18 protein-coding genes are annotated in these 16007 nt (G+C 61.6%); 7 read left to right on the top strand and 11 right to left on the bottom strand.

What is annotated here, in order from left to right; all coding sequences use genetic code 11:
• Positions 1–42: 42 nt before the first annotated feature.
• Complete coding sequence (locus D6T63_RS19515) at positions 43–693, bottom strand: cupredoxin domain-containing protein (RefSeq protein ID WP_220725896.1); 651 nt, start codon at positions 691–693, stop codon at positions 43–45.
• 760 nt (positions 694–1453) lie between these two features.
• Here D6T63_RS19515 and D6T63_RS07725 point away from each other — a divergent pair.
• Positions 1454–2230: a CHRD domain-containing protein gene (locus D6T63_RS07725; RefSeq protein WP_120148403.1), complete on the top strand. Its 777-nt coding sequence runs from the start codon at positions 1454–1456 to the stop codon at positions 2228–2230.
• Between the two features lie 328 nt (positions 2231–2558).
• On the top strand, positions 2559–3014 hold the full coding sequence (locus D6T63_RS19750; RefSeq protein WP_268878015.1) for a class F sortase: 456 nt from the start codon (positions 2559–2561) through the stop codon (positions 3012–3014).
• Positions 3015–3286: 272 nt separating this feature from the next.
• On the opposite strand, the gene D6T63_RS19190 is transcribed toward D6T63_RS19750, so the two are convergent.
• The 10 genes from D6T63_RS19190 to D6T63_RS07775 all read right to left on the bottom strand — a co-directional run bounded on the left by D6T63_RS19190 (position 3287) and on the right by D6T63_RS07775 (position 11253).
• Positions 3287–3433, bottom strand: a complete 147-nt coding sequence (locus D6T63_RS19190) for a hypothetical protein (protein ID WP_182976922.1) — start codon at positions 3431–3433, stop codon at positions 3287–3289.
• A 779-nt stretch (positions 3434–4212) separates the two neighbouring features.
• A complete protein-coding gene (locus tag D6T63_RS07735) occupies positions 4213–4608 on the bottom strand; it encodes a hypothetical protein (RefSeq protein WP_120148405.1) in 396 nt (131 codons plus the stop codon).
• A 371-nt stretch (positions 4609–4979) separates the two neighbouring features.
• The gene (locus D6T63_RS07740) at positions 4980–5306 is read right to left on the bottom strand and encodes a hypothetical protein (RefSeq protein ID WP_120148406.1); all 327 of its coding nucleotides are present in this window, start codon (positions 5304–5306) and stop codon (positions 4980–4982) included.
• Positions 5306–5785 (bottom strand): GAF and ANTAR domain-containing protein, encoded by a 480-nt coding sequence (locus D6T63_RS07745; protein ID WP_235830631.1) that lies wholly within the window; start codon positions 5783–5785, stop codon positions 5306–5308. The genes D6T63_RS07740 and D6T63_RS07745 overlap by 1 nt, the downstream gene beginning before the upstream one ends.
• Positions 5674–6057: a hypothetical protein gene (locus D6T63_RS07750; protein WP_120148408.1), complete on the bottom strand. Its 384-nt coding sequence runs from the start codon at positions 6055–6057 to the stop codon at positions 5674–5676. The genes D6T63_RS07745 and D6T63_RS07750 overlap by 112 nt, the downstream gene beginning before the upstream one ends.
• 552 nt (positions 6058–6609) lie before the next feature.
• Positions 6610–7218 (bottom strand): flavodoxin family protein, encoded by a 609-nt coding sequence (locus tag D6T63_RS07755; protein WP_120148409.1) that lies wholly within the window; start codon positions 7216–7218, stop codon positions 6610–6612.
• A gap of 256 nt (positions 7219–7474) precedes the next feature.
• Positions 7475–8311: an alpha/beta fold hydrolase gene (locus tag D6T63_RS07760; RefSeq protein WP_120148410.1), complete on the bottom strand. Its 837-nt coding sequence runs from the start codon at positions 8309–8311 to the stop codon at positions 7475–7477.
• A gap of 719 nt (positions 8312–9030) precedes the next feature.
• A complete protein-coding gene (locus D6T63_RS07765; protein WP_235830632.1) occupies positions 9031–9354 on the bottom strand; it encodes a recombinase family protein in 324 nt (107 codons plus the stop codon).
• A gap of 97 nt (positions 9355–9451) precedes the next feature.
• Complete coding sequence (locus D6T63_RS07770) at positions 9452–10219, bottom strand: IclR family transcriptional regulator (protein ID WP_120148411.1); 768 nt, start codon at positions 10217–10219, stop codon at positions 9452–9454.
• A 95-nt stretch (positions 10220–10314) separates the two neighbouring features.
• Entirely contained in the window at positions 10315–11253 is a 939-nt protein-coding gene (locus tag D6T63_RS07775) for a carbon-nitrogen hydrolase family protein (RefSeq protein WP_120148412.1), read from the bottom strand.
• Positions 11254–11490: 237 nt separating this feature from the next.
• On the opposite strand from D6T63_RS07775, the gene D6T63_RS07780 reads away from it, so the two are divergent.
• From D6T63_RS07780 to D6T63_RS07800, 5 genes are read left to right on the top strand one after another with little or no spacing between them, the layout of a single operon-like run.
• Positions 11491–12324: a DUF6282 family protein gene (locus D6T63_RS07780; protein ID WP_120148485.1), complete on the top strand. Its 834-nt coding sequence runs from the start codon at positions 11491–11493 to the stop codon at positions 12322–12324.
• A gap of 48 nt (positions 12325–12372) precedes the next feature.
• Entirely contained in the window at positions 12373–13017 is a 645-nt protein-coding gene (locus D6T63_RS07785; RefSeq protein WP_120148413.1) for an ABC transporter permease, read from the top strand.
• Complete coding sequence (locus tag D6T63_RS07790) at positions 13014–14237, top strand: ABC transporter ATP-binding protein (RefSeq protein WP_120148414.1); 1224 nt, start codon at positions 13014–13016, stop codon at positions 14235–14237. The genes D6T63_RS07785 and D6T63_RS07790 overlap by 4 nt, the downstream gene beginning before the upstream one ends.
• A complete protein-coding gene (locus D6T63_RS07795; RefSeq protein ID WP_120148415.1) occupies positions 14234–15016 on the top strand; it encodes an ABC transporter permease in 783 nt (260 codons plus the stop codon). Before D6T63_RS07790 ends, D6T63_RS07795 begins: the two co-directional genes overlap by 4 nt.
• Positions 14964–15986: a glycine betaine ABC transporter substrate-binding protein gene (locus tag D6T63_RS07800; protein WP_235830613.1), complete on the top strand. Its 1023-nt coding sequence runs from the start codon at positions 14964–14966 to the stop codon at positions 15984–15986. The genes D6T63_RS07795 and D6T63_RS07800 overlap by 53 nt, the downstream gene beginning before the upstream one ends.
• The last annotated feature ends 21 nt before the right edge of the window (positions 15987–16007 follow it).

A 16007-nucleotide genomic window follows, 5' to 3' on the forward strand; every position in this document is an offset into this window, starting at 1 on the left:
AGGAGACTCACGCGCCGCAGGCGTAGAACCGGCACCGTGGTCCTACCAGCTGGTAGTGCGCCTGCGTACGACGTATGTTCCGCCGGCTAAGGCGACGAGAACCAGTCCACCGCTAAGGAGCAAAGCATTCGAGTCGTTGGTGGCCTGCTCGGCTCCGGTATCGGCGCCTCCCCGGGGAACTGCTCCCATCTGATCCATCCCTTTCATTCCGCTTGTACCGGGTGAGGCAGGTGCAGGTGCAGGCGCCGGTGTTACGGGTGTCATGGGTGCCGCGGGTGCCGCGGGTGTTGGTGCTGCGGCTCCTGCGGTGACGGTCAGGGAGCCTTTCATGTTGCCGTGGAACTTGCAGAAGAAGCTGTAGGTGCCGCCTTCGGTCGGCGCAGCGAAAGTCACGGTCTCACCGCCTGGAACAGTAACGTCGAACGCCCCGTTATTAGCCGTAACTGTGTGAACTTCGCTGTCGGTGTTGGTGACGCTGATCTGTGTGCCCGGGGAGATGGTGCCGGTCCCGGAGTACTGAAAACCGGTGATGGTGATCGTCATCGACCCCATCGTCATCGTGGGAACCGACACAGAAGATGCCGTCACGGCAGTCATGGGAGCTGCCATTGCTGGTCCTGCCGCTACGAGTCCAACCCCGCTGATGAGAGCACTGGCCATGGCGCTACTGAGGAGTTTTTCTCGGGTGATCATGATCGAGCCCTCCGCCGGAGCGACTAGGGAAGCACCAACACTGGCGGCCAATCAAAGTGTGAGCCACCGATACCAGAACTCCGACATATGAAATTCGTCACACCGGCGTCTCGGGATTGGTTTGGCAGCTCATTTTCTAGGAGTTAATGGTGAAAATGAAGGAGCGCCGGCAAACATCTGGGGTGAAGGTCCCTGTGATGCTCGTCGACGCTCGGACCCGGCGGACCGGATTAATCCTCATTCGCACGTGAAGATGAGCATGACTGTACAGCCCACACCTGTAAACCACTCGCACGAACACAACTGCTTGTAACTGCCGTGTTCGAACCCGATCACTACATGGACCGCGGGGCTTGAAGCACGGGTTCGACACCATCACCTCCGACAGTCTCTAGCGTTTCCGCCGACCCCCGAGGTGTCTTCCACGTCAGCTAGCTCACGCAACCGGGATCGAGTTAGTCGAGTCAGCCACACGATCTGAGCGACCCTTAGAGGCACCTTAGGAAAATGCCATAAGCCCTACGCTTTATGGTCTTCTTCGTTCTGCCGGGCGTTCATAACTTGGTACGAAGGCTTTCTATTGTGGCCTGTACATGCTTATGGTGGGCAGGCAGGAGGAAGGCACAACGACGCGCCAGGTCATTCTGGTAGGTATTGGTTCCTGGGGGCAGCCATCCGTGCGACGTAGTGCTCCGAAACACAGTTAGTGCGACTCCGGATCCGGACTCGTTCTCATCGCACAGTGAAGGATATTAATTCCATGAACAAGAAGATGCGTCTTCTCGCCGTCCCGGCCCTCGCCATCAGCGCCGTCGCTATGGCAGGCTCCCCAGCAATGGCAGCAGATGCCACGTACTCCTCGACCCTGGGTCAGCTCAGTGGCACCACCGGTTCCGGCACGATCACCGTTGATGTCAAGGGTGACAAGGCTCAGGTCAACCTGCAGGTCTCCGGTCTTGCCCAGACCTTCATGGACGCCCCGTACCCCCACGTCCAGCACATCCACGGCGGAGCCAAGGGCCAGTGCCCCACGGTGGCCGATGACGCCAACGGCGACGGGATCCTCAGCACCACCGACGGAGCCGCGTCCTACGGCGGAATCCAGACCACGCTCACCACCTCCGGTGCGACCACACCCGCCGAGGGCCTGAACCTCGAGCTCGGCGGCCAGGGTGGCAGCTACACCATCGAGCGCGAGATCACCCTCGACGCCGCCACGAAGGCATCCCTCGAAGCCGGCACCGCCGTCGTCGTCGTCCACGGCCTGGACCCCGCCACGGTCACCGGTACCGCCGAGGCCTTCAACGCGCCCAGCGACCTGGAGCCCTCACTTCCCCTCGGCGCGACATCGCCTGCACTGTGTGGAACACTCGTCGCTTCCCAGATGGGTGCCATGCCTAACGGTGGCGCCGACACCGGTGTAGCCACCGAAACCGGGTCCAACACCGGCATGATCGCCCTCGGTGGCGGCCTGGTCCTGGCAGCAGCAGCCGGCGGAACCTACATGGTCCGCCGCCGCGTAGCAAATAACGCATAACCAGCCAGCACCAACCCATCCGCCCCGTGACGGATAACAGCAACACCTAGTAATCCCAGCAGTAGGAACTGATCGGACCACGGAAAGAAATTTGATGATCAGCTCACCCAGCGACCGCCGCAAACACCACCTGGTGTCTGCGGCGGTCGCTCTGTTACTCCTCACCGGCTGTTCAACCCCAGCCGCCCCCACCACTGGTACTGGTACTTCGGTTGCACCAACGACAACACAGTCATCAGCAGCTGACCCCTCAACTGCGGCAACACCGCCACCAGCGACTACCGCACCGGTTCCGGAAACATCGTCCGCACCGGCGCAGCTGGCAGTCCTGCCGGCGTCAGCGCCCGTGTCCTTTTCCATCCCCTCGATTGGCGCCCAATCGGAGCTTCTGAGTACGGGGTTGCGGGACAACGGCTCCCTGGAGGTTCCCCCGGACGGGCCCGGGGCACCCGCGAGCTGGTACGACCAGTCACCTACCCCCGGGGAACGCGGACCCGCTGTCCTCCTCGGACACGTCAACGCCACCGATGGCGGGCCCGGTATCTTCGCCGGCCTCCGTGACCTCACCACCGGCGACACGATCGAGGTGCTGCGCGAAGACGGCAGCACCGCGACGTTCACCTTTGACCGCGGCGAGCAATACCCCAAAAACGAGTTCCCCACCCAAACCGTGTACGGCAACACTGCAGGATCCGAACTACGCCTTATCACCTGCGACGGGTACGACCCCGATACCGGCGAATTCGACGACAACTACGTCGTCTACGCCACACTCGTCAGCTAACTAAAGAGTAGATAGCACCCACTAGCAGGCGAGCTGCAGCCGCAGCTCACACATTCGATACAGCCGACACAGCGGAAGGTATTCAGCCATGCGTGGTCACTCTGCATGGTCCACACCGCTCCTAGTCCTGGCCGTGGCACAAAGCCTCCTCCTCGGATCAGCATCAGCCCTTGCAGGAACCGCCAGCACCAGGCCCGCTGCGATGACTGCGACGACTACGTTGGTCATCGTCGGTCAGCAGGTTCCCGGTGAACCCGCACCTCCTGCACGCGTCACAGCGGAGGAACCTGCACCACTAGCACCCGTGGAACCACCGGCACCACCAGCCGACCCGCGACCGACGGAACAACCACCAGTTCCGGGCGATCCTTTACCAGCACCAGCACCAGCACCGGCACCGACACCGTCCACACCTGCACCGCTGCCAGCCCCTGCCCCGGACCCTACGGGTGGAATGCCACCTGGTGAGCCCACCCCGGTAAGCCCAGTCCCCGATGCCGACGGAATCCCCACCCCTTCCGCGACGCCCACAGACCCTGCATCAACGGATCAGGCCACTACCGCCCCTGATGCGGAAGTGTCTTCGGAATCTGTTTCACCGGCGCCCGCGCCACCAGAGAGCGGGGATGTCGTCGAGTCTGCAGATTTCCGGGCAATACCGCCAGGTGTGGCCCGACGCGACTCAAGCCTCGGACAAGGGCCGATCCTCGATAATCCGTTCCCGTTCACTGTGTCGCACTCGCAACAGGTTCCTTCTCCCACCAGCAGCGCCGACCCAGCTCAGCAGCCCCTCAATGCAACAGCGGCCAGGCAATACCCCAGCACGCGTGATGTGGCCATAGCCGCTCTGAGCATCTTCGCCATCACCCTCGCGATCGCCATAGCCGTCGTCAGCAGGGGACGCCGCAAGCCCAGCTTCCCGTGACAGGAGAAATAGGAGGACGAGCCAGACCGGCAAGCTGTCCCCATGGTGATGTGAAAATGGTCCGTTAGTGCTTTCTGACCCGAAGTACGTCGGCATCACCACCACTTGATGTCTATCTGCAGCGGCGAAAGATGTCATGGAGGGCACCGCCATATCCCCTCAACGGCAGTAGCCACCGGATGGGGATTGACATCGGATACGGGTGTGGCACCCACCCCGGGCCCGGGGTGGATGCCACACTGTCATGCCGTCATGCTGTGGTGCGGGGTTTGGCTAGAGCAGTCCGCCTAGCAGACCCTCGTTGTTCTCGCCGTTGTCCGTGGAGCCGTCAACCGAGGTATCAACATCGGGGGTCACATCCACGTCAGGGTTCGCGTCTAGGTCAGCGTCGTTACCGCTGAGGTTGCTGTCGAGGTTGTCCGACACATCAGTGTCGATCCCGTTCAGCACGTTGTTGCCGCTGGCGACATCACCAATGTCCAGCGTGTCACCCAGGATGTTCTCCAGCGACAGGTTGCCACTGTCGGTGACCTGGTTGTCGGCCACCTGCGTGGTGACCTCGTCGACACTGGTGTCAGTGGTGTCGGCGCTGGCCATGCCGGCGCCTCCAAGGATCATTCCACCGCTGATAGCGGTCGCGGCCAGGGACTTCGTGAAAAACTTCTGCATATCGTGCCTCCATATATCTGTTGGGGTTGAAGGACACCACCCATTCGGGACCCACACCGTGACCGGATTGGTATGCATCCGAGATTCTTTCGTGACCGACTGCCACACTCCCTCTACAAACGCGTCCAGCACAGGTGCATCGCGCCGCCCTCTCCGGGAAGCACGGGTCACCCACGGGCTGATGACCCGCAAAACACCGACCAGGCATCAATCCTTACTACGCACACTTCGCGGGTATGCAGGCACTGCGTTTTGACCCGGACGTACATCGTTACCCCCCCCCCCATCGAGCACCACTGCCGTGCCCCTAGCCGCCGGTGTCCGGTGTCCGGTGTCCGGTACCCAGTATTTGGTGCCCGCTAATTGGTAGGTCAGTCAAACGCTGTAGCGGACCGTGTCTGTTCAGATGCCTCTTCAGATGCTTGTTGGGATGTTTGTTGAGGTGCCGGGTCGTCCCGGTAAGGGGCACGTGGCAGGGGCGGGATCTCATCGATGAGCTCGTTGACGGCGTGAGCGATGAGGTCGCACTCGAGCGGTGGCAGGACGATTATGCCGCTGAGGTAGGCGTCCACCTCGTACTCATCGACGTCCCCGGCCAGACTGAAGTAGCGCAACCACACCTCCTGCATCGTGAAGGGTGAGGCATGAAGTGCCGCAGCGGTGCCCTGCCGCTGATGATCTTCTTTCGACCCTTCCACTAGGACGCCTCGCTGGGGTCGATGCCACTCTTGCGCTCTGCGATGGTGGCAGCCAGGTCGCTGACCGGGGTGCGGGTACGGCTTGAGAGGGCAGTGATGCGAGCCAATGCTTCATCGCGGCCCAGGTCGTGGCGTTCCATGAGGATGCCGCGGGCAATACCGACGGTGTCCCGGGTCCGCAGGGAGTGCCTGACTTCGTCGCTGATGCGTTGAGGGGTGTCACTGGCCTGCACGTGCCCCAGCAAGGCTGCCGCCGACTTCGCCAAATTCACCAAAAGCCGCTGATCGTCGACACTGAAAGCATCCGATGAGCTCGCATACACCTTCATCGCACCGATGGTGTCAGCACCCCGAATAAGAGGAACGCTCAGGCAGGAGCGCACTCCTGCGGCCGCTGCAGCAGCAGCCCACTGCTTCCAGCGGGGGTCCGTTCTCGTGTCAGCAATGATGTGGGACTGGTTGGTCGCCCAGGAGTGCAGGCACGGACCCCCCCCAGGGTGTACTGCAGATTGTCGGCCTCCAGCACTTTCGCATCCGTGGCCCCGACACTGGTACGGTCCCCGTCGCGGATCAGGCTCACACCTGCCCCTTCAGCGCCGGTGATAACGTCTCGCGCTACTTCTGCCAAGGCGTTTACAGCTTCCTGGGCGGTCTGCTCAGTCAGGAGGAAGCCTCTGGTTCGGCCGATGATGACACCGAGCTCGTTGATTTGGGGGTTGCTCTGGGGATTGATCTGGGGTGCGTCGCTCATGGGGATCCTCACGTGGCCCTACAGGGGCGTTCGCCCCTGGCGTGATGGCTGTCTGCTCAACCCCGAACAAGCCATATAGCCCGGCCCCATCCGATAGGTAAACACTAGCCCCAACCGGCTATGTCTCAGCGGTGCAAACTGGACTCCTGACCGCCTGTCCACACCTACCAGCTCGTAAATCTCGACCGGTGAGTGCGTTCTCATAGATTGAGGGGTTGTTCAGGGTGATGTGCGGATGAGGTGGAGGTACTCATCCGCTCGTTGCAGGTCGGCGACGGCCGCGCACAAGAGTGTTTGCTGAGCCTCGCCTAGTGCCGGAGCGCTGTGCTTCCCGTCGCCAGAATGGGCGGCGGTCGAAGGTAACAGGGATAGGACGTCGGCGGCAAGGGAAACGCGGACGGCTTCGAGTCCTAAGCGAGCCTTCGAGGAAGCAAGAGTCTGTAAGAGTATCGCTGAGTCGACAGTCATCCTTCGAGGATTCCACAAACGCCCTCCTCGAGCCCGGATCTGAACTCGAGGCAGCTAGGTGTTCGGCTTTCGCCTTCGGTGGTGTTAGTCGGCAGGGTATTGGTGCGCGCGGAGGAAACGGGCGAGGTGCGCTGCGTTCCGGGCCAGGCCTGCGTTGGTGGAGGCAACGGGGTCAGGGACCTGGGCGAGGTCTTTGAAGTCGATGGTGTGCATGGCTTCACCAACCCAGTAGGTGCCTCCTTGGGCGGGGAGGGTGAAGCCGACATCGTTGAGTCCTTGCATCATGTCGGCGATGGTCTTGTGGGCTCCGTCCTCATTGCCGACGACGGCGACGGTGGCAACTTTCCCGTACATGACGGGCCGGCCCTGGTCATCGGTTTCGGACAGTTCCGCGTCGAGGCGTTCCAGGACCTGTTGCGCGACGCTGCAGGGGTGCCCCATCCAGATGGGGGTCGATAGTACGAGGATGTCAGCGGCGAGGATTTGCTCTCTGATGAGGGGCCATTGGTCTCCGTCGCCCATGTCGGTGAGGACACCGCGTTTGACGTTGTAGTCGACAACCCGGACCGAGGAGGTATCGACGTTCTGTCCCTTGAGTTCGTCGAGGATGTGCTGGGCCATCAATTCGCTGCTGGAGGGTTCCGGGGAGGGGGTAAGGGTGCAAATGAGGGCGAGAGCGGTCAGGTCGGCCACGGGATTCCTTTTCGGGATGCTGGTCAGTGCGGGTCCTGCTCATCGTGCGCCTCATACCCGGTCCTAGGCCAGCCACCTTCAGCAGACCGGTTGTCTCCCTTCACCTCGCGGGTCAGGTCGCCGTCGTTGATCGCTGTCAGGGAAAGTCTGTGGACGCCAGAGCATATTCAGCCAGTGCATGTTCAGTCGTGGCAGCGGTCCCCCACCGGTTCATAGTGAGGGACCGCTGCCAGGTTTAAGGGGTTAGTCGTGGAGATTATTTAGCGAGGAACGTGATGAGGGCGGAGTTCCATTCGTCGGGGTGGCTGACGTTGCAGCCATGGGGGGCGCCGGTGATGACGTGAAGTTCACTATCAAGCAGTGCGGCGTGGGTGCGTTGCCCGGATCCTTCGAACGGGACCGTCGCGTCACCGTCGCCGTGGAGGACCAGGGTGGGGACAGTGACTTTGAGCAGATCATCACGGAAATCCGTCGTTCCGAAGGCTTCCAGGCACGCCAGCGCGGCCTTCTTATCGGCTTGCTTGCACAGGGCGAGGGCTTCCTGACGCTGGGCTTCGGTGACTTTCAGTTCACCGTTGACGGAGAAGAACTCGCGGGTGAACCCGTCGTAGAACGAGTCCTCGTCCTTGGTCAGATCAGCCGTCATGGACGCTGCAGCTTCCTTGGTGAGAGGGCCGTCGGGGTTGTCCTCGGTCTGCATCAGATACGGCGGGACCGCGGAAGCGAACACGACACTACGGAGACGTTCGTTGCCGTACTTGGTGAAATAGCGGGCCACTTCGCCGCCGCCCATTGAGAACCCGACCAGGGTGACATCGTTCAGGTCGAGCTGTTCGAGCAGGGCGTGCAGATCCTCGGTCAGAGTGTCGTACGTGTAGCCCTTGGCTGGCTTGTCGCTGCGCCCGAATCCGCGCCGGTCATAGGTGATGACCCGGTAGCCGGCGGAGTGCAGTGCCGGGACCTGCGCGCTAAACGCTTCACCGGAGAGGGGCCATCCGTGAATCAGGACCACGGGACGGCCGGTGCCTCCTGTGTCGTCCACGTGCAGGTTGGTGTCCTTGAATAGTCCGTGATGTGCGGTGATCTCCGTCATGGGTGATACCTCCAACTCTTCGAGGGTGCTGCGACACCAACAGTCTGAACACCCGAGAAGTTGTCTCAGGCGCACGGTGGCTTCGCAGTTCCGGCGGCACTGGGCCACTCGGAAGCCGGCAACGACACCACACTTCGTGGCGTGGTTGAGTCCGGCACTTCCCTCACCCTAACCAAATACTAAGTAAGCTGTCATTGTTTGGTTGGGGGTTTGGTTGGGTCCGAGAGGCCGCGAGCGATCTACGAAGTAGGTGGTGATCCGCGCATCAACCACACCAACGCTCCCTGCAGTAGCTCCGCGAAACGGCCCATATCGCCATGAGTCAAAGCCAGACGAAGTTGCCGCATCGTTTGGCGCACCAAGAGAACAGAAAACACAGGTTTTGGAAACGTCAACGAGGACATATTTTTGAAGAAGACTCATGTACCCACCGCAAACCCGACACTGAAAAGCCATGCCCGTGCGAGGCCGAACCCCTTGCCAGATGGAACCATAGAACTAGAGGCACTTCTCTTCGGCACCCTTGGTATAGGTCCAGCATGCCGTTCAATCTTTTCAGCTACTGCGCCGCTGCCACCTACGGTGACCCCCACCTCTGAGTTGTTTCATGACCCGCTCACCGCCACAAGCCCCGCCATTACGGAGCGACGGCCCACGCAACAGGAACCAGACCATTCATCAACGACGAAGGCAATGCACTCTGACGAAAGCAATGCACTCTAGGGAAGGAGGGGTAAGAAAGACCAGTGCCCTTCGATGTGGGTCCGCACCTGCTCAGGACGGGTTGGCAGGCTCCAAGTTGAGGTAGCGGTACACGGTGGCGCGGCTGGCCCCGATGATCTTCCCGATGTCCGCCGGCGCGAGCCCCTGGGCTTGAGGTCCCGGGCGCGCTGGACCTTTGCGTGATTGGTGGTGACTTCCCGCCGGCAGGCCTTCCGCCCATGTTCCGCAGCCGCAGCCATACCCGCCCTGGTGCGCTCGGCAACCTGGTCACGCTCGAGCTGAGCAAAAGCGGGCATCGCGGTGAGCATGGCCCTACCCATCGACCCGGTGGTGCTGATTCCCTCGGTGACGCTGCGGAAGTGAACACCCCGGTGTTCCAAGGGCCGGCCCGGCCTTTTCTGCGATCAAGTGGGCTGATTAGTTTGAAGCGGCCGTCGGCAGCGGCTGTCGCAGGCTTCCTGCAGCAGCGATTAAGTGTGAACCGAACAGGTTGATATGGTCTTCAATTCGTGGTGCTGGACCGGAAATGTTGAGCGCGGCGATGATTCTGCCTGAAAAGTCCCGCACCGGAGTGCCAATGCCAATAATTTCCGGGTCAAAAATTCGGTTTGCCACGGAATACTGCCGCTGTCGGGATCGCTTGATCTCTTCGAGGAATGCCCTCGCCTGGCTCTTTGACCCGTTGGGATCTGATGCCTGTGCGATCTCAAGAATCTGGTCGTCGTCGTGATCCATCAACAGCGCCATGCCACTTGAGCTGCGGCAGACGGGGACGGTCCGTCCAACCCAGCCTTGGGTCTCAATGGAGCGGCGTGAGCTCTCAGACCGCACGGTCAGTACCTCGCCGTCGCTGATGACTGTGAGATGGGTGCGTTCCCGGACGTAATCGGTGAGCTTGCGCATCACCGGGCCAGCCTTTTTGGCTAGGTGCTGGTCACCGGCGCGGGATGCCAGCGCGTACAGCCTCCAGCTCAGCTCGAAACAACCAGTGGGGTCGCGTGACACGAGTCCTGACTCCAGCAGGTTCTTCAACTGGCGGGACACGATCGATTTGTCGCGGCCCAATGCCCGGGAAACCTCGGAAACTTTCATTCCGTGGGGGTACGACACTGCATCAGCCGTGCCGAGCACCTCCAATACGGCCATAATCTTGGCTGCCCCAGTTTGCTTTTGCCCCGTACTCATGACGCAGACTCTAGAATCAAGATGTGATCGATGCAACCCTAGGTGTGCAATTCACAACTTCTGGAGTAAGGCTCCATCACCACCTGGAGACAATCTCACAGTTCGTCCGCAGCTAGCCTGCCGGCCTCGCGGGCGATGAGGTCCGCCCGGGACTCCTGGAGAAGGGGCCACTTACGCCGCAGCAGCCGCAGTTCCCCCAGATCGAGTTCAACATCGAGCTGACCTGGGTCGGATCCTAGTTGGCCGAGGACTTCACCGGAGGGGTGGATAACCCGCGAGCCGCCCCAAAAGTCGCGCTGATTTTCCTCACCGCACCGATTGACGAAGACCACGAAGGACTGCAGTACCACTGCAGCGTGTAGCAGAAGAATTTCCCAGGCACGCGACGTGGCTACGCCCACATGGCTCGTTGCACTGTTAACGGGCACCACCAGAACCTCGGCGCCTGCATGAGCGGCGAGCCAGGGAATGGCGGGCTGCCAGGCATCGTTACAGATCAGCACTGATAGTCGGGTGTTCAAAAGGTCCTCGCAGTGCAGCTGTCCGCCGGGGCGGAAATGCTTGCGCTCTTCCCATCCGCGGTACGTGGGTAGGAACATTTTGCGCTGGATCCGGGCCTCGCCGTTGCTCAGCAGGGCCGCACTGTTGAAGGTGTGGTGGCGAAAGGCTTCCGCGAAGCCCACCACAGCGGCCGGGCCATGCCTACCCAGACCCAGCAAACGCTCATCCGTGGGCTGCAGCGGCATTGCATCAGGTACTTCGCTCAGATGGTAACCGTGGGTTGCCAGTTCGGGGAGCACCACCAGGTCGCTGTCGGTGGCCGCTGCGATCAGCGAGTCAATCTTTTCAAGGTTGCCGGCGACGTCGCCTAGCGTGGGATCGGTTTGTAGCAGCCTGACCTTCAGCTTGTCGCTTTTGATGGCCCAATCGTCAGCAGCTCTGCTCACTGGCAAAATCCCTTCTGGGGCGGGAAAACCCACCTTGTTTGCGGAGTAAGCCTCACTCCGGTAGTCAGTCAGTGCCTCACTATTCATGCCGACTACTGCAATCGCAATTACGTGTGCATAAATTGCACCAGTTGGCCTGCTCGACCCCGTAAATTTTTTTGAGCCGTACCGCTGCAAGAGGATAGACCTCTGGTTGCATATCCTGCACCACTATGTTGCGCAGATCACACGCTGCTCTTAGAGTCGTGCCCATGAACGCGGGAAGAAATCAAGGTGGATTGGCCCCGGATGCGGCGATGCCGGCCGGCGAAAGGCTTCCAAGGGATGTTTGACGTTCACGTCCATGCCGCGCCGGACGTCATTGACCGCATCGGCTATGACGACCAGATTTGCGCCCAGTATGCCGCCGAAGGTTTCAGCGGCTTCGTGCTCAAGGGGCATCAGGAATCAACTGTCGGACGGGCGAAGGCACTGGCCCGGGCAACGGGGCTCGACGTCGTCGGTGGCATCGCGCTCAACCGGCCGGCTGGTGGCATCAACCCGGCGGCAGTTGCAGCGACGCTCTATAGTGGCGGCCGTGTCATCTGGTTTCCTACCGCTGACGCGCATACCCAGGAAAGCGCGGGGCTGCCCCGGCTGGCCGACCTTCAGCCCCGCCTCAACCGCTCCACTCTTTCCACCCCTCCAGTGTTGGCGGCCGACGACGAGCAGCTGGGAAGTATCTATCTGGTTCTGGATCTGATTGCGGAGTTCGACGCGGTTCTGTGCACGGGACATTTGAGCGCTGCAGAATGCCGATGGCTTTTCGATCAGGCCGGGAAACGGGGAATCAAACGGTTCCTGCTCACACACCCGTCTTATACGGTCCCGGCCATGAGTATTGCGGAGATCGCCGATCTGGCTGCCCGGGGTGCTTATGTCGAAATCACTGCTTACCAGCTCTGGCATCAGCCCGGGATGACCCAGGCGCTCCTGGCCGAGGTGGCTCGCGCAGCCGGAGACCGCCTGATCCTCTCTTCCGACGCCGGTCAGCCGAACAGTCCTCAACCCCCACAGGCGCTAAAGGAACTCATTGAACGGCTGGCCTCCCAAGGCCTCGACTCCAGCTGGCTGCAGGCCAGTGCCTCCGACAATCCCAGGAAGCTCGTGCTGTCATGACATTCCCCCAATGGTTATCCCGAACAGCAATCGGAGCGGTGAAGTGACATGAATTTCTTCGAATTCCTGGTAAATCGCAGTGACGACATGCTTGAACTCGGATTGGGGCACGCCGCCGTCGTCGGCGTCTCGGTCCTGCTGGCCACCGTGATCGGGGTCAGCCTTGGCATCGCCACCTACCGTAAACCACGACCACGCGAGGCCGTCCTCGCCGTTACCGGTGCATTCCTGACCATCCCGTCCTTTGCGCTGTTCATCCTACTCATCGGGCCGCTCGGCCTGGGAACCATGCCGGTGGTGGTGGCCCTGACCATGTACGGGCTCCTGCCGATCGTCCGGAACACGATCACCGGACTGCGCGAAGTGGATCCAGCCATCGTCGAATCCGCCAGCGGCATGGGAATGAGCCGCAGTCAGCAGTTGCTGCGTATCGAACTGCCGCTGGCCTGGCCGGTGATCATCACCGGGGTGCGCGTGACCTCCCTGGTCCTGCTCGGCATCGCGGCAATCGGCTCGATCGTCCTTGGCCCCGGATACGGCGAAATGATTTTCACCGGACTCGCCCGGGTGGGCACTCCGGTGGCAGTCAACCTCGTGCTCGCCGGCACCCTCGGCATCATCATCCTCGCCATCCTGTCCGATGTCCTGTTCTACGTCATCCGCAGGCTCACAACCTCCCAAGGAATCCGATGACCAGTTCACCCAACGTCAGCCAGCCAAACCGCAAGGTCATGATCCGACTGGAGAACCTCACCAAGCGCTTCCCCGGCCAGAAGCAGAACGCCGTCGACAATCTCACGCTGGATATCTACGAGGGCGAGATCGTTGTGCTGGTCGGCCCCTCCGGCTGCGGCAAGACCACCACCATGAAGACGATCAACCGGATCATCGAACCAACCTCCGGCCGGATCATCCTCGACGGCGAAGATGTCACCACCGCGAATCCGGACACGCTGCGGCGGCGGATCGGTTACGTCATCCAGCAGGTGGGCCTCTTTCCCCATCAGACCATCGGCGAGAACATCGCGACGGTCCCGAAACTGCTCGGCTGGGACAGCAAACGAGTGACTGCCCGAGTCGACGAGCTGCTGGACATGGTCAACATGTCTCCGGCGGACTACCGCGACCGCTACCCGAAACAACTCTCAGGCGGCCAGCGCCAACGGGTCGGCGTCGCCAGGGCGCTCGGCGCGGATCCCGACGTGATGCTGATGGATGAGCCTTTCGGCGCGATCGACCCCATCACCCGCGACCGCCTGCAAAACGAATTCCTGCGTCTGCAGTCCGAAGTCCGCAAGACCATCGTCTTCGTTACGCACGACATCGATGAGGCCATCAAGATGGGCGACCGCATCGTCATCCTTCAGGAAGCGTCCCGCATTGCCCAATACGACACCCCCGAGAGGATCCTCACCGCGCCCGCAAACCAGTTCGTCGCCGATTTCATCGGTAAGGGAGCCTCACTGAAGCGGCTGAATCTTAGCCGGGTATCCGATATCGAGCTGTCCTCCTGGCCCACCGTCAGGGTGGGCGCCGACTCCGCGCAGGTGCTTGATCAGCTAAGGAGCAGCGGGCGTGACTCCGTGCTGGTCCTTGACGACGCCGGGCGGCCGCGCCGCTGGGTCGGCGCCGGGGACCTGCAATCCTCCCCGAGCGGTGCACTAGAGGAGATCGGAGTGCCGGTCGAAGGCATGGTCGAACCCACCGCCACCCTCAGCGATGCGCTCAACGAACTGATCGCCGCCCGAAACAGTGTCACCATCGTGGTCGACCCCGCGGGCGTCTACCGCGGCGTGGTGGACATCAACCAGATCAACGAGACAATCCGCGCCATGCGCAGCACCTCCGCCGCTCAGAATGCAGCCGATCTCGCCGAACGTTCGACAGCGGGATCGGCCAGTGAACGACCATGACCACCCACGCACGTGATCAGGACGTCGTCGTCCAGACCCCGCCGCGGGTCCGCCGCCGGTCACTGGCCGGCTACATGGTCATGCCGGTGATCCTGGCACTGGTATGTCTTGCCCTGTACCTGTATGTGGGATCCCGGGAACTGGACAGCATCGAGGCACGCTCACTCAACGCCGCATCGCTGGCCAAAGCGACCTGGGAACATATCCAACTGACCGCGGTATCGACTCTGCTGACCCTCATCGTCGCCGTTCCGTTGGGAATCCTGCTCACCCGTCCCCTCACACGCCGGATCCGGCCTTATATTCTCACCGTCCTCACGCTGGGCCAAGCCGTCCCGACGATCGCGGTCCTGGTGCTTCTGGCCGTCGCATTCCTGTTTCTCGGTTTCCAGGCAGCGGTGGTCGGCTTGGTGCTGTACGCCATCATCCCGGTGCTTTTGAACACCATGGTTGGTTTGGAGCAGGTGGATGAGTCCGTGCTGGAGGCTGGCCGGGGCATGGGCATCTCGAAATTCGGGGTGCTGCGGCGGCTGGAACTCCCACTGTCCGTGCCGATCATCCTGGCTGGAGTGCGCACCGCCCTGGTGATCAATGTCGGCACCGCCACCCTGACCACCTACATCAACGCGGGCGGTCTGGGCGACATCATCGTCGCCGGGCTGTCCACCAACCGCGTCCTGATTCAACTCGTCGGGGCCGCACTCACCGCCGTCCTGGCCCTACTCATTGACTACCTCGCCGGTATCGCCGAAGACTTCCTTCGCCCCAAAGGGCTGTAGAACCATTCCAACCACTAGAAGAGGAACCATGAACACATCATCCGCACAGGCAAAAACCCTCACAGTCCTTAGCGTCGGCCTTACCCTCATGCTGACCGCCTGTGGAGGCGGAGACACCGGCGGCGGTGCAGCCGCCGACAGCGAAGTCGCCGGTGCAGAACTGTCCGTCGGATCCAAGGAATTCACCGAATCCATCCTGCTGGCCCAGATCACCGCAGCAGCCTTGGAAAACGCCGGCGCAACGGTCGAGGACAAAACAGGCATCTCCGGCAGCGCCACGGTCCGCGAAGCCCTGGAAACCGGGGAAGTCGACATGTACTGGGACTACACCGGGACCGGCTGGGTCAACATCCTCGGCAACACCACAGAGAACGTTCCCGAAGACCTGTACGCAGCCGTCGTCGAAGGCGATGCCGCGAACAACATCGCGTGGCTGGAGCCAGCGCCTTTCGAAAACACCTACCGTATTGCTGTTCCCACCAGCTTCGCTGAGGAAAACAGCCTCACCACCATGAGCGACGCCGCTTCCTACATTCAGGAAAACCCGAACGATGGTGTGGTCTGCGCCGCCAGCGAATTCATCAACCGCGACGACGGATTGCCCGGCCTGGAAGCAGCCTACGGGTTCGAATTCAGCAGCGTTGTTGAACTTGACCTGAACCTGATTTACACCCAGATCGGCGAGGAATGCAGCTTCGGTGAGGTGTTCTCCACGGACGCCCGCATCGTTTCCAACGAGCTGACGGTCCTCGAGGATGACCAGGCGTTCTTCGTGGAATACCAGGGCGCGATGACCCTCCGCCAGGAAACCCTCGACGAATACCCCGCCATCGCCGACATCATGGCGCCCATCAGTGAAGCCCTCACCAACGAGACCATCACCGAACTCAACGGCAAGATCGACAACGACGGCGAAGAGCCGCGCGACGTCGCCGACGAGTGGCTCGAGAGCGAGGGCCTGATCGGCTGATCAGGTTCACCCCGGCTCCAC

Origin of the sequence: Arthrobacter cheniae (genome assembly GCF_003602275.1) — a bacterium.
GTDB classification, from domain to species: Bacteria; Actinomycetota; Actinomycetes; order Actinomycetales; family Micrococcaceae; genus Arthrobacter_D; species Arthrobacter_D cheniae.

Bases quoted from the DNA above. Each gene is read 5' to 3' on its own strand.
- D6T63_RS07780 (WP_120148485.1), top strand. From the start codon at position 11,491: ATGTTTGACGTTCACGTCCATGCCGCGCCGGACGTCATTGACCGCATC.
- D6T63_RS07765 (WP_235830632.1), bottom strand. From the start codon at position 9,354: ATGGGTAGGGCCATGCTCACCGCGATGCCCGCTTTTGCTCAGCTCGAG.
- D6T63_RS07790 (WP_120148414.1), top strand. From the start codon at position 13,014: ATGACCAGTTCACCCAACGTCAGCCAGCCAAACCGCAAGGTCATGATC.
- D6T63_RS07760 (WP_120148410.1), bottom strand. From the start codon at position 8,311: ATGACGGAGATCACCGCACATCACGGACTATTCAAGGACACCAACCTG.
- D6T63_RS07795 (WP_120148415.1), top strand. From the start codon at position 14,234: ATGACCACCCACGCACGTGATCAGGACGTCGTCGTCCAGACCCCGCCG.
- D6T63_RS07750 (WP_120148408.1), bottom strand. From the start codon at position 6,057: ATGAGCGACGCACCCCAGATCAATCCCCAGAGCAACCCCCAAATCAAC.
- D6T63_RS19515 (WP_220725896.1), bottom strand. From the start codon at position 693: ATGATCACCCGAGAAAAACTCCTCAGTAGCGCCATGGCCAGTGCTCTC.
- D6T63_RS07775 (WP_120148412.1), bottom strand. From the start codon at position 11,253: ATGAATAGTGAGGCACTGACTGACTACCGGAGTGAGGCTTACTCCGCA.
- D6T63_RS07735 (WP_120148405.1), bottom strand. From the start codon at position 4,608: ATGCAGAAGTTTTTCACGAAGTCCCTGGCCGCGACCGCTATCAGCGGT.
- D6T63_RS07785 (WP_120148413.1), top strand. From the start codon at position 12,373: ATGAATTTCTTCGAATTCCTGGTAAATCGCAGTGACGACATGCTTGAA.
- D6T63_RS07770 (WP_120148411.1), bottom strand. From the start codon at position 10,219: ATGAGTACGGGGCAAAAGCAAACTGGGGCAGCCAAGATTATGGCCGTA.
- D6T63_RS07725 (WP_120148403.1), top strand. From the start codon at position 1,454: ATGAACAAGAAGATGCGTCTTCTCGCCGTCCCGGCCCTCGCCATCAGC.